Genomic DNA, 12,569 nt, shown 5'->3' with positions numbered 1-12,569 from the left:
ACTTTATTCTTCTTGCAATCTCTTCATATCTTGATTTCTTAGTCTTTCCAAACTTGTTTGCAGTAAGCTGTACATACAATTCGAGTGCTGCTAATTGATTCTTCGTTAATTTGTCTATCTTCTTTCTCACCATAATTACTCCTGAAAGTTTTCTTTAACTTCATTCCAAGAATACTCTTGACCATCTCTAATTAGTGTTATATCTTCTTTAGCCATTGCATATCTCTTTACTTCTACATCTACATACTTTGGATCAAATTCCATTAGGTATGCTGTTCTATCTATCTGATCGCAACTCATGAGAGTACTTCCACTTCCTCCAAACCAATCTACAACTAGATCTCCTGGCTTAGTATTGTTTAAAATTAATCTAGCTAATAGTTTAAGAGGTTTCATTGTAGGATGAACATCATTTCTTATTGGTTTATCCTCTCTAATAACTGTTGAGTGTTGCTCTAATAGCTTTGTCATTTCTACAATGTGTTCTCTTAGTTCTTTTTTACCCATGCTATTAAGAGTTCCAGGTACCTCTAGTACTGTATCTTGTGTGTAGTCTTTAATAAAATAGTGTGCTGCTCCTTCTTTCCATCCATAGAGTATTGGCTCATGTCTCCAGTTGTAGTCTTGCCTTGATAGATTAAATCCATTCTTAACCCATATGAGACATTGAGATATCTTTAGGTTAGCTTCTTTTAATGCTCCTCTAAATGCTTCTGTCTCTATGTCAGCATGGAATATATAATATGCTCCTCCTGGTTCCAGGTACTTATGCATATTCTTATAAAATCCCAATAGGAAACTATAGAAATCTGTTGAACTCATATTGTCATTGATTATCTTCTTTCCATCATCTGATTCATAATTTATGTTATATGGTGGATCAGTTATACATAGCCTAGCTTTATGACCATCCATTAATCTTTTTGCATCTTCTTTTGATGTAGAGTCTCCACAAAGAACTTTATGTCTGCCTAATAGCCATATATCACCATGTTTTGAAAAAGGTTCTTTCTGTTCTTCTATTTCCGGCGAATCTATCTCTTCTACGTTTTCTGAACTTTCTAGCTCTTCTTCGATTAACTTTTGTACTTCTTCAGTGTCAAATCCAGTTAGATATGATTTATCTCCTAATGAGTTTAGTTCTTCATATAGTTTTTCAAAATCCCACTCACCTAATTCAGCTGCTCTAGATTCTCCTATTCTGATTATTTGTATATCCTCTTCAGATAAATTTTCTATTCGATAGCAATTAATCTCTTGAATTCCTAATTCTACTAATGCTACATACCTAGCTGGTTCTCCTACAACTACATTGTTCTTATCAATGACTAATGGGATATACTGGTTATAAGTTTTAATTAAATTCTTATATAGCTTTACCTGGGCATCTGTACATACTCTCGAAGTGTAACCTATGCTTATCTTTGATATATTTACAATGATTTGGTTCATGATATTCCCTCCATTTTCGTAAAATGTCGTTACTGATCTCATCTAAAATCTTTTAAATATTAAATCCACTTTAAGGACTTAGGTGCTTTTTACTTATTACTACGCGAGGCAAACTCTTCTAGATACTATTTTTATTGAGATGTTACTTTTTTTTCTTCCAAAAACCCCTCATGTTTATGATGGTTTTTAAGCTGATTAAAAGTTAAATGTTTCTTGTAACTACATTTAACTTCACACTCAATTAAGAGTAATTTATTTATAAATAGTGATAATCTTTCGATGTTTCCAAAATTTTCTCGATATGGTGAACTTCTTATTTGGCTTTCTCTCAATGCTATTTTTATTGCTTTTCTGTATCTTTCTATCTGTGCTCTAGATTTTTTGGAATTTCGAGTTATGATCGAATTTATTATCTTTTCATCATAGATCCATTCTTCAAAATCTCTAACTAAATTAGATAGTTCCCTAGAATCAAAATTAGAAAATTTCTTTTCTAGAATCTCATCGTTCCTGGATAACTCATTTACTATTAATTTAAATAGTTTCTCTCCAATATGTTTTTTTACTGAATTTGATATATCTCTTATAGTGAGATCATTGACACTAATTGTCTGACATACTTTCTTGATTATAGATTGGGTTATCTTATGCTCTAATTTAATCAATGCACCTTTTTGCTTTTCTAAATTTTTCTTATTATGTTCATGTGCTTTTGAATATAGTTTGAGCTGCCATCCAGTCATGATCTTAAATATAAAACCTGTAGAATAAAATCTATCCATAGTTGTTTTGTAGTTTGAATAAACTAGGCTATCTTTACTATCATATTCCCTAGATAAGGCCTTATAAAAGATCATAATCAAATTATTAAACTTATAGAATGAGCCTATATACTCCTGGATAGCTAGTTCAAAATAATCATAAAATAAATCATGAATAGTGATTTCATTATCTAGGGATATTTCTTTAATTAAATTCAAGATCTTATTATCTACAATTTTCTTTTCTACCTCTGATGTTAGTGGATATAAGTTAGTTGGTGCATTACTTCTAGGATAGGAAAAATCTATTTTTACAGTAGAAGTTTTGTTTAAATGACCTATAACCTTGATTTCATTTATATTTTCTTTTCCTATGGAATAGTTTTGTGTATCTCCTAATATTTTTCTGCCTAGGATATGACGGTACTTTTTTCGTATTCCTATGTCTATTAACTCAATATGAGCATCGACTAATACCCATATAGAAGCTCTGTCTAGCCCTATCATATCCCCTCCTTCTTAACTTATGTATTCATAGAGATATTGCAATAGTGATTTGTTTTAGGAGGCCCACCTCATTGCAATATCTTTAAAAATATATAATCTAATTTTTCTTTATTTTCTCAGCAAACTTTACACAATGTTCTTGAGTTTCAAATTGGATATAACTATCTTTAGTTATTTTAGCTTTAGCGTAATTAGGCATTTTGTCCCAATTAAAATTTATGAGTTTTCTTAACTGCTCTTTTTCCATTTTATTCATAGCCAGCCACCCACTCTTGGCAATCTCCTTTCTTTTGTCTTCCAGTACTTTCATTTGATTTTGCCTTAATTCTCTTTCCTTTTTCCAATTCATATTTCCCCCTGTTGGGTAGTTGAGTTCCCACCATCTCAATATTTAAATAGTCTCCCGTTAATTGACTATTTCCCTAAAAAAAGAACCCATTAAAGACAATCTAGTAAAATACATACTAAATCATCGATAATGGGTTCCAGACCTCGAATATCATCTATTTTATTTTAAATTTATTTTCTGAATTACAATTGGAGCATATAATGGTTGATTCAATACCATTGGAGTAATAATTTGTTTTACCTTTTATCATAAAGTAATTATTTTCTATGGTAGCTAATTTTCGATTACAATTTTCACATCTTATTTCTTTTTTATTATCTTTCAATTCAGACATTTTACCTCCTAAATTTAATATTAAATGCTTATTAACTACATTCTATTTAATATTTCTTTAATTTCAGATAGTGTTTTTAAACTTCCTCTATTAATAGCTTTTCTTAATCCCCAGGCTGATTTAAATTTAGAGAGGGCAACAAGTTTAGTAAAAGTAATATCTTTATCAATTAATTGTTTTTTTATTTTTTTCATATGTTCGCTCATAATTTCACCTCATAAATTATATTACACTAAAAAAAGCTAATTAGCAATAATTAATTTTAAAAAAAGATCTAAAGCAAAAAAATTACTTTAGATCTTTAATCATTGATTTATAAAAATTTCTCTATGTACTCGCTATCTTTCATCAATTCTTTTTCTGCTTTTCTTTGTTTTTCTAAGCCAGTCTCTTTAATAAATTTAAGTAACTCTTTGTCTTGAGTATAATAATTTACATGAAACTCTGTATTGTTTACTAATTCTAAATCAATTTTAGTATCATTTTCGTACCAACTCAAAACTATTTTATTGTTTTTAACTTCTTTTTTTCCATTAGATTCATAGAATGAAGTTTGATATCTATTTTGACTATCACCATATTTTTTATTTAGAATTTTCATAACTTTATTATAGTTTTTAAAATCTCCATTTTTAATTTCCTGTGAATAACTTCCTTTTATCAACTTATCTTTTAATAAAGTGTACTTTACTTCAAATGTCCCAGCGGATTTAAGGTCAGTTTTTAAACTATAAATTTCTTGATTCCACTGATAATTTTTGTAATTTTCAGTGTTTTCTTTCTTTGTAATTTTTTTGGACTTTTCATTTTTTTGGATAGTTTTATATCCATCTCCCCAATCAGTTCCTCTAAAATCAGCTGCCAATATAGATGTAGCTAACGCTAAACTCAATAAAATTGTTAATATTTTTTTCACTACGCATCACTCCTTCTTAATGTTATTTTTTTTGACGCAATACAAGTAAAAAAAGTTTAATTTTTTATTTATTTTGAGCATAAAATTCAATAGCTTTATTCTTCATATCTTCAAGATTTTTAAACTTAGTATAAGTTTTAATTAAATTTTCTAAATGTTTTTCTTGGGTCACCCCTTTACCGAGCTTAACATTAGCTTTTGCCTCAAACTCCTCCATTGACCTGAGAGTCGAATATTCTTTAAAAAAATTTTCTGAAAGTAGTTCCTCTGTTGAAATTTCACCATTGTCTAAAGCCTTCATAACGGTTTTTATAGCTAATCTATCTACCATTTATATTCCTCCACATTTTTTAAATAATTACCCACCTACATTCTCAAAAGAGATTTTAATTAATTCCTTTACTATTTCTAAATCATTCATTTCTGTTATACTTAATTGAAAGTTTCCAGTACCATAATGACCTATATTAGTTACGTCCCTTCCAACTTCCTTATACTTTTCTAACTCTTTACTTGTTAATTTTAACATTAATACTATCTGTTTTTTATAACACTCTATGCAAACAAAGTTTTTAGCTATCTTATATGCAATATATAACTTTTTAGGTGCTTCTTCTACTTCTCCACTGAGATCAATTGTATAGTCTCTTATTTCTTCTAAAAGTTCTTTTAAAGAAGTAGTTCCTAGTTTATTTGCAATTCGTTCATATGTCCAAATAGGAGTTTCTTTTTCTTTTTCCTCTATACGAACTACTTTATCTTTACATTTATTATTTTCTTTATTAATAAATATCTCCTCAAGATTAAACATTCCGTTTTCAAAGTTTTTATATTTCCATAGTTCTATTGATTTATTCATAACTTTTACAGCATGAAGATCATATTTTTTATATCCTGGGGCAATACAAATAACTCTTATATTACTCCAATCAATATCTATGTATCCAAGCTGTTTGTTAACAGCCATTTGAAAATCTCCTTTATGGTCTTCTAACCAAGAAAGGTAATATAATGATTGATTAAGAAGACTTGAAGATTCTTCTTTTTTGTACTCAATGATAACAGGATTATTATCTTCCGATATAGCTATAGTATCTATCCTTCCTGAATGAATACTTCCAGTATAAAATTCTGAAGATACAAATTTACAATTAAATATTTCTTCTAAATTATTTTCAACTAATTGTTGAAGTTCTCTTTCTAATGGAAAATTCTTTTGTTTTACTACATTAAGAACTCCATTTTCTTGGTTAAATAATGGCATAAGGTCTCCTTTTGTTATTATCTACTTAAAATATAATGTTCATCGATATATTTTAGAACACATTCTTTAACCTTTCGTCTAGATATTATAGTTTTACTATTTTGTTGACTTCAACAAAATGGTCTAAAATAGGATTTTTGTTATTTATACAAACTTTAAACATACTTTATTTTCTTTTCTCCATTAATATCCACAATTTTTTTAATTTTTCTTCATCTAACTTCCCACTATCTAAAATTGTTTTTACATTTCCAAATTTTTTAAATGTATTGTAAATCTTTTTTATTTTTTCCTCTGAAATTGGAGCAAATGTTTTGATTGTTCCCTCTGAAAAGAAGTATCTTCCTTTCTTTTCATATTCATCTTCAATAACTCTCTCTAAAACCCCACAAGCTACAATTGAAGATTCAAACTGAAATAATATCAAAGCTTTCTCTCCATCTGGAAGAGCAATTTTAGTTCCTTCATAGTTATAAAAAATTTTCTCAGTTATTTCTTCTCTTTCATTCATTCTATCTCCAAAAAATTCATCTTGTAGTCTTTCTGGAGTCCAATTTTTAAATTCTTTTTTATTGCTCATTGGTAAAATTTGTATTCTAGTTCTCGTCATTAAATGTTCCATTTCTATTAAATTCATCACTTACTCCTATTTTTATTAGTATCTTTAATTTTATTATCAAGGTGTTGCTATTCTTCCAGAATGAATACTACCAGTATAAAACTCTGAAGCTACAAATTTAAAGATTATCCATATCTATCTTATAACCACAAGCTTTCAATTCTGTACAAACTGCTTGTTGCCAATGTCCATTATTTAACGATGAGTAGACTAATCCACTTATATCATTTGGGGTTTCAATCTCTCCTTTTACTAAAGCATGGACATTTTCGCGTCCTAACTTTGCCATTAAATATCCATGTTCAAAAACAACGTTTTGACGTGCTCTGTCTTTAGCTCTTGTCTTGCCTTTTTCATGATGTCCTCTTCCTTGGTCACATGGTGTGTATAAAACTATCCCATAATGAGCCTCTTTTACATAATGTTCAATCTTTTCTATAATTGTCATACCTGTACTCGCTTGCTCATGTAATATAATAGCCTCTAATCCAATTTTTTCTAGGAATCTCGCTACTTCTAATTTAGTCTCATTATCTCTACCGTGGACAATGAAAACTTTAGTTTTCACATCTTGATCTGAAGTGATTTTTGTTTTTTGTTTTTCTATTTTTGGGGTAGGGATACTTTCTTCAAATTCAAGTGAATTTTGTATTTCCCTAAATTCATTTCTTAAAAATTTTCTTCTTTCAGCATAAGTAGGAAATTCATACTTAATAAATTCCCAATATGTTTTTAAATTTTTATTGACTCTTACCCAACTTGGCATACTATCTTTAAGTTTTGAGCTTCTCAAAAAATAATTTCTTAAATCTATATATTCATTATCTGAAGCTGTTCCTCCTGTCGAATAAGAAATTAATAAATTTATAAAGTACTCAATTTTTTCAAAGTCATTTTTTAAATAATCTATAGTTTTCACTATTTTATCCCTCCTACTATCGAACTTATTTATCCATTTTTAATCAGTATTTTAAAACTAATATCAGTAAGAACCAAATCTTTAAATTTTTGTTTGACATCAATTTCATCTTTTATATTCTTAATTCTATCTCTACCGTTATTTGTTGGACATTTATTTTTAAAATAAGCATTAAATGTAAAATATGTCTTTGTAAAATATATAGAATAATCAATATCTATAAAACTTCTATATTGCTTAAATTTGTCTATTAATGTACTCCACGGCCTTTTCTTCATCTTTTTCTATAGCTATTTCTACAGCTTTTTTAGAAATTTCTAAAAGATGTTGAGATTTTTCTTTTAATACAAATGATTCTTTTATTTTTTCTTCTATTTGAATTTGGATAGGATTTTCTAGGATTGGAATTAAAATTTCAGCAATTTCTGAAGGCTTCCAATGTTTAATTATAGATCCTCCGGCATCTCTTTCACTTTGCATTTTTACAAGCAAACTATTTAATACTAATGTTAAGTATTCAGGAAGAACATCTTCTCTTTTTATAGTTAAATGAAGTATTGCTCCAGAAGTAACTATATTAGTTTCGTCTTTTATATTATAAGCTATACCGATAGTTCCATCTTTTGACAGTAAAATAGTATTTTTTTTAGGTTGTAACTTTTCTAACTGATTACTTACAAATAAATTTTTAGGTAAATGAATATCTGGATTTGAAATCCCATTTTTTGTTAAATTTGAAACTCTAACGAATGGGATACCTGCATCTTGATAAACATCACTTCCAGGTTCTATCGATTTATTAATATTTACTAAATTTATTAATTTATCATAATCTATTTTTTTTATTTTTTCTAAGATATCTTCATATTTAGGTTGATAATACTCACCATCTAACCGCCCACTTATTCCAAAACTTTCACTAAAAGTTTTTATAGCAATGTTTTCTTGTGATGGTTTAAAATCTGATAAATCAAGCTCTTCTAAAAGAATTTCTTCAGCGTGTTTATACAGCATTTCACTGTTTTTTAATTTTTTTAGTGAAATTTTCACTATCTTCTCTATTTTCATTTGAAAATCATCACTTACAATTGGAATTTTAATTTCTTTTAAATCAGTTAAATTCAAACCTTCTTGTATAGCACCCCTTTTTCCTCTCACTAAGAGTTTATGCCCAATTTTAGTATTAAAAAAAGTTGTTAAATAGTATGGATTAATTTTACTTCTTAAAATGGTACTTTTACAACTAAAAATTGCTTTTATATTTTCATCTGTAATTATAGCAACTTTTCCTATTGTTCCAACGACAGTAATGAAAATATCTTCATGTTTAACATGGTAGTGTTTTAATTTATTGAATTGTACTGTTCCTATCTTAGCTTCTGGTTCCTTAAGAAAAAACTTCCCAACATCGAGGCCTCTAATATAATAATTATTCGTATCATTTACATAATTATTTGTCGTAACAGTCGAACCAAAAGGTCCTATTAAAAAATTTCCTAAGTCCGCTAAATATTTATAATCTAATAATTCATTTTCATATTTTAATATTTCTTTTTTGAAATATTCTGCATCTATCCTAAATTCATTATTTAAATTGCTAATTTTAATTTCTACAACTTCCAGTCCATCTAATAAAAATTTATACTTTTCTTTATCAAATGGACTTTCTACTTTCCCGAAAAGCTTAAATTCTCCTTTTTGGCAAATTCATTAAAAGCTTCTGCTATTCCATCTTGTGTAAGTCCATCATGATTAAATAGATCATGGTCTACTATTAGATGGTCATGAAGATCTAATTTGTTAGTTCCGTCTTCATTTTTCACATAAATTTTTTCACCACTATTATCTTTACTTTGTTTTCCCATAGTCGCAAAGAAAACATTATAATCTTCTGTCTTGGGACATAATTTATCATCCCATTTTTGCACTAACAATACTGATGTTTTAGTCCCTGTATGTGGTTTGAATACGTTTCCGTCTAACCCTACTACTCCTAAAATCCTACATTTGTCCGCTATATAATCTCTTATATTTTTATCACTAGAATTATTAAACCTTCCTTGGGGAAGTACTACAGCCATTCTTCCGCCAGCTTTTAGTAAATCAAGATTTCTTTCTATGAATAAAATATCTCTCCCAATTTTTGTTTGATATTTCCCTGTAGATTTCTTTCCTAATTCATATCTATATAGTATTCTACTCTCTTTTATGTCCCCAGCAAATGGAGGGTTTGCCATTACAATATCAAATTCAAATTCTTTATTTTCATTTTTTTTAGTTCTTAATTTTTTTAATTTTCTCCACCCATCAAAATAAGTATCTTGCCATTCTTTATCCTCCGCGGTCTCTTCCCATCTATCAAAATCTATTGAATTCATATTTAAAACGTTAGTGTGTCCATCTCCAGCTATAATATTTAACATTCTTGCAACTCTTACAGTTTTTTTATCAAAATCAATCCCAAATACTTTTTCCTTTACATATTCTAATGCCCTTGGATGCTTATCGTCTGCTGTAAATAAATGAGATTCTTTTATCCCTAGTTCTTTATATATTTTTTTCCAAACTTCAAAAACATTATGAATAGGAAAACCACAACTTCCAGCAGCACTATCAATCATATACTCTTCTTCTTGAGGATTGAGCATTTTTACACACATATCAATTACGTACCTAGGGGTAAAATATTGACCCTTCTCGCCTTTTGAAGTTTTATTCACTAAATATTCGAAAGCATCATCTATTACGTCAAGATTTGAATTAAATAGTTTTACATTTTGTAATGAAGACACACAAACTGCTAAATGAGAAGGACTAAGTTCTAATTGTTCATCATTTTTAAATATACCTTCCCATTTTGTTTTAGCTTTTGAAAAAAGATTTTCTATTTTTTCTTTTAATTCACTATCACTTTCACCATAATTTCTAAATTCTAAGTTTCTTTTTCTATCTCTAGTACTTTTTAATTCATCAAACAATTTTATAAAAATCAATTTAAATACTTCTTCAAAAACATCTACACCAGCATTAGCTAACACTTCGTCTTCCATATCAAGAACAATATTTTTAAGACTCATTCTTTGAGTTTTTAATATATCTTTTTTTATTAAATCTTCAATGGTAAACTTCTCTTTTAATACGTCTTTCAAAGATTTATCAGATGCAGGAATATCAGGGATTGATTCAAAATAATTTGGATCTTTTCTATGATAAAAAAGAGTTTGTTCTCCATTACTCCATATAGCTATTGTCGCTCCAGTAGAATTACAATAGCTTTTTAATTGTTCTTTCCCATCTTTTAATTTTGGTTTTTTTACTTCAATCACAATGTATGGAACCGTTGGCTGTTTTTTATCCATGATTACTATATCTGCTCTTTTCTTTTCTCTGCCAAAATGTACAATATACTCTATTTGCATTCTATCATAAGGATAACCATATTCTTCGTTTAATTTAATTAAAAATAATTGTCTTACGATTTCTTCTGGAGTCAATTTAATATCTTTTTTTCTTACTTTACAAATGATATATGGTGATTCTCCATTTTTTAAAGTCTTCATCTTAATTGAACTTTCTAATCTTTCAATATATTCAGGTTTAAATTGTGTTAGTTTATAGTTTGAATCTTTTAATATTTTATCTATTTTCATTTTTTACTCCTTTTAAATTTTAATTTATATACATTTTGACTCTTATAGTATTATTTATTACTTGAAGTATCTAATTAAAGATTACTTTTTTCTTCTATCAATTCTAATAATATATCTAATTTATTTATATCTAAGAGAGTCTTTGATTGATTAAATACTACTTTTCTAGAAAATACTTCCTCTAAATCTTCACTAGTAATCGGAGTAAATGTTTTGATAGTTCCCTTTGAAAAGAAATATCTTCCTTTTTTTTCCCACACATCTTTAATAACTTTATCCAAGATTCCACAAGCTACAATTTTAGCTCTAAATTGAAATAATATAAGAGCTTTTTCTCCATCTGGGAGTGCGATTCCTTGCCCTTCATAATTATAAAACATCTTTTCAGTTTCTATTTCTCTTTCTTTTAATCTTTCTTAAAAAAAATATTCTTGTAAATCTTCTATATCCCACTCTTTAAATTCTTCTGTAGAACTCATAGGTAAAATTTGTATTCTTGTCCTAGTCATTAAAGATTCTAGTTCTTTTATTTCCATAATTCACTCCTTTTAATTTATCTTTTTATTTACACCATGTCTCCTCATGATATGTTTTTATTACTCTTCCATCACAAATCAGATTTTCCCTTTGGAGTATTACTATCGCTGGAACATCTGGATTAAATGATATTAATTGGATAATATTTTGATTATCTATTAATAATTGTTTTATAAAAGTCTCCTCATTGTATGTAAATACGCAAACTTTTTTATTTAAACCTTTTGGATCTTCACATAACGAAGGATCTACCAGTGCAACTGAACCATCAAATATAGATTTTGCTCCTATTCTCATCATAGAATCTCCATCTACTTTAACTGCAAATCTTCCTGGTGCATAGTCTTCTGCTGGAATAACAAACTCCTCATCTATCATATCTGATAAGTTTATATACCCTGGACCTGCACTTGCTGTTCCATACATTGGAACTGTAGTTTTTTCAGTAGCTACTTTCGATTTAATTTTTTTTACATTTGATGGAATACTTAAATATCCTATATCATTAAATGTTTTAATTACATCAAGGTCATATATTTCACATAGACTTTTTAATAATATTGCATTTGGAACCTTTCTCTCTCCATTTTCTAATCTCTGAACATCACTTTTGCTAATCTTTAGATTTAAATAATCTAATTTTATTTTTACCTGCTCTAATGTTAAATTTTTATTTGAACGACCATTTTTTAATAATTCTCCTAATTTAACCATTTGGTCATTATTTAATTTCATAAAACCACCCCGATTACATTCTATAGCTTTTTAGCTACTTTTGAAAGATAAATAAAAAAAAATGTTGCTTTAAAGCTAAAAAGATAATATACTACATAATAAATAGTCTATTGGCAACAGTTGAAAAGCTAATTAAATATTTATTATAAAATAAAATTATTTAATTAAAAAAAGAGCAGAAAATTCTACTCTTAAAATATTTTTTAAACTCTAAATAGTATGGTTCAATACGTGCCTTGGAAACTCTTATTGAACTGTACCATTGAGACTTTAAATTTATTATTTCTAATATTATTCTGAGTCTTTTTCTGGAATGTACTCAATTAGCTCTGACAAATTGCATTCAAAATAATCGCAAAGTTTTTCTAAAGTTTCAAAATTAACTGATTTAATTTTTTCATGATACATATTTGAAATTGTAGTTCTACTTAATCCTGTTGCATCGGAGACATTTTGAAAATTAACTCTTTTTGTCCCCATTAAAACTGATAAATAAATTTTTATTTTACTCATAAACACTACCTCC

The 12,569-nt window shown here is 27.8% G+C and carries 16 protein-coding genes; all 16 read right to left on the bottom strand.

The genetic code is table 11. The annotated features are described in order from the left end of the window. Positions 1 to 135 precede the first annotated feature (135 nt). Positions 136 to 1,452, bottom strand: a complete 1,317-nt coding sequence (locus WBG30_RS15365; protein WP_424505528.1) for a DNA modification methylase — start codon at positions 1,450 to 1,452, stop codon at positions 136 to 138. 131 nt (positions 1,453 to 1,583) lie between these two features. Continuing rightward, positions 1,584 to 2,720 carry a hypothetical protein gene (locus WBG30_RS15360; protein ID WP_424505527.1) on the bottom strand — a complete coding sequence of 379 codons (1,137 nt, stop codon included), beginning with the start codon at positions 2,718 to 2,720 and terminating at the stop codon, positions 1,584 to 1,586. Positions 2,721 to 2,817: 97 nt separating this feature from the next. Beyond that, positions 2,818 to 3,069, bottom strand: coding sequence for a hypothetical protein (locus tag WBG30_RS15355; protein ID WP_424505526.1), 252 nt, complete (start codon positions 3,067 to 3,069; stop codon positions 2,818 to 2,820). Between the two features lie 154 nt (positions 3,070 to 3,223). Beyond that, positions 3,224 to 3,403 carry a hypothetical protein gene (locus WBG30_RS15350; protein WP_424505525.1) on the bottom strand — a complete coding sequence of 60 codons (180 nt, stop codon included), beginning with the start codon at positions 3,401 to 3,403 and terminating at the stop codon, positions 3,224 to 3,226. A 35-nt stretch (positions 3,404 to 3,438) separates the two neighbouring features. After that, on the bottom strand, positions 3,439 to 3,609 hold the full coding sequence (locus tag WBG30_RS15345; RefSeq protein ID WP_424505524.1) for a hypothetical protein: 171 nt from the start codon (positions 3,607 to 3,609) through the stop codon (positions 3,439 to 3,441). A gap of 107 nt (positions 3,610 to 3,716) precedes the next feature. Then, positions 3,717 to 4,319: a hypothetical protein gene (locus WBG30_RS15340; RefSeq protein ID WP_424505523.1), complete on the bottom strand. Its 603-nt coding sequence runs from the start codon at positions 4,317 to 4,319 to the stop codon at positions 3,717 to 3,719. A gap of 64 nt (positions 4,320 to 4,383) precedes the next feature. Continuing rightward, entirely contained in the window at positions 4,384 to 4,650 is a 267-nt protein-coding gene (locus WBG30_RS15335; RefSeq protein ID WP_424505522.1) for a hypothetical protein, read from the bottom strand. A 27-nt stretch (positions 4,651 to 4,677) separates the two neighbouring features. After that, positions 4,678 to 5,583, bottom strand: a complete 906-nt coding sequence (locus tag WBG30_RS15330) for a DUF5655 domain-containing protein (protein ID WP_424505521.1) — start codon at positions 5,581 to 5,583, stop codon at positions 4,678 to 4,680. Between the two features lie 166 nt (positions 5,584 to 5,749). Continuing rightward, positions 5,750 to 6,220: a hypothetical protein gene (locus tag WBG30_RS15325; RefSeq protein ID WP_424505520.1), complete on the bottom strand. Its 471-nt coding sequence runs from the start codon at positions 6,218 to 6,220 to the stop codon at positions 5,750 to 5,752. 100 nt (positions 6,221 to 6,320) lie between these two features. Beyond that, positions 6,321 to 7,121: a TIR domain-containing protein gene (locus WBG30_RS15320; RefSeq protein ID WP_424505519.1), complete on the bottom strand. Its 801-nt coding sequence runs from the start codon at positions 7,119 to 7,121 to the stop codon at positions 6,321 to 6,323. A gap of 29 nt (positions 7,122 to 7,150) precedes the next feature. Beyond that, positions 7,151 to 7,399: a hypothetical protein gene (locus WBG30_RS15315; protein ID WP_424505518.1), complete on the bottom strand. Its 249-nt coding sequence runs from the start codon at positions 7,397 to 7,399 to the stop codon at positions 7,151 to 7,153. Beyond that, complete coding sequence (locus tag WBG30_RS15310) at positions 7,359 to 8,543, bottom strand: restriction endonuclease subunit S (protein ID WP_424505529.1); 1,185 nt, start codon at positions 8,541 to 8,543, stop codon at positions 7,359 to 7,361. Before WBG30_RS15310 ends, WBG30_RS15315 begins: the two co-directional genes overlap by 41 nt. Before the next feature lie 245 nt (positions 8,544 to 8,788). Next, a complete protein-coding gene (locus tag WBG30_RS15305) occupies positions 8,789 to 10,771 on the bottom strand; it encodes an N-6 DNA methylase (RefSeq protein ID WP_424505517.1) in 1,983 nt (660 codons plus the stop codon). Positions 10,772 to 10,845: 74 nt separating this feature from the next. Then, complete coding sequence (locus tag WBG30_RS15300) at positions 10,846 to 11,151, bottom strand: hypothetical protein (RefSeq protein WP_424505516.1); 306 nt, start codon at positions 11,149 to 11,151, stop codon at positions 10,846 to 10,848. A 181-nt stretch (positions 11,152 to 11,332) separates the two neighbouring features. Continuing rightward, positions 11,333 to 12,043 carry an XRE family transcriptional regulator gene (locus tag WBG30_RS15295; protein ID WP_424505515.1) on the bottom strand — a complete coding sequence of 237 codons (711 nt, stop codon included), beginning with the start codon at positions 12,041 to 12,043 and terminating at the stop codon, positions 11,333 to 11,335. 291 nt (positions 12,044 to 12,334) lie between these two features. Next, positions 12,335 to 12,569: helix-turn-helix domain-containing protein (locus WBG30_RS15290; protein WP_424505514.1), on the bottom strand; the 235-nt coding region annotated here is incomplete at its 5' end.

Source organism: Psychrilyobacter sp. (assembly GCF_049671765.1).
GTDB lineage: Bacteria > Fusobacteriota > Fusobacteriia > Fusobacteriales > Fusobacteriaceae > Psychrilyobacter.
This window is presented reverse-complemented; position numbering and strand designations above follow the sequence as displayed.

Bases quoted from the DNA above. Each gene is read 5' to 3' on its own strand.
- WBG30_RS15365 (WP_424505528.1), bottom strand. From the start codon at position 1,452: ATGAACCAAATCATTGTAAATATATCAAAGATAAGCATAGGTTACACT.
- WBG30_RS15360 (WP_424505527.1), bottom strand. From the start codon at position 2,720: ATGATAGGGCTAGACAGAGCTTCTATATGGGTATTAGTCGATGCTCAT.
- WBG30_RS15355 (WP_424505526.1), bottom strand. From the start codon at position 3,069: ATGAATTGGAAAAAGGAAAGAGAATTAAGGCAAAATCAAATGAAAGTA.
- WBG30_RS15350 (WP_424505525.1), bottom strand. From the start codon at position 3,403: ATGTCTGAATTGAAAGATAATAAAAAAGAAATAAGATGTGAAAATTGT.
- WBG30_RS15345 (WP_424505524.1), bottom strand. From the start codon at position 3,609: ATGAGCGAACATATGAAAAAAATAAAAAAACAATTAATTGATAAAGAT.
- WBG30_RS15335 (WP_424505522.1), bottom strand. From the start codon at position 4,650: ATGGTAGATAGATTAGCTATAAAAACCGTTATGAAGGCTTTAGACAAT.
- WBG30_RS15330 (WP_424505521.1), bottom strand. From the start codon at position 5,583: ATGCCATTATTTAACCAAGAAAATGGAGTTCTTAATGTAGTAAAACAA.
- WBG30_RS15325 (WP_424505520.1), bottom strand. From the start codon at position 6,220: ATGAATTTAATAGAAATGGAACATTTAATGACGAGAACTAGAATACAA.
- WBG30_RS15315 (WP_424505518.1), bottom strand. From the start codon at position 7,399: ATGAAGAAAAGGCCGTGGAGTACATTAATAGACAAATTTAAGCAATAT.
- WBG30_RS15305 (WP_424505517.1), bottom strand. From the start codon at position 10,771: ATGAAAATAGATAAAATATTAAAAGATTCAAACTATAAACTAACACAA.
- WBG30_RS15300 (WP_424505516.1), bottom strand. From the start codon at position 11,151: ATGTTTTATAATTATGAAGGGCAAGGAATCGCACTCCCAGATGGAGAA.
- WBG30_RS15295 (WP_424505515.1), bottom strand. From the start codon at position 12,043: ATGAAATTAAATAATGACCAAATGGTTAAATTAGGAGAATTATTAAAA.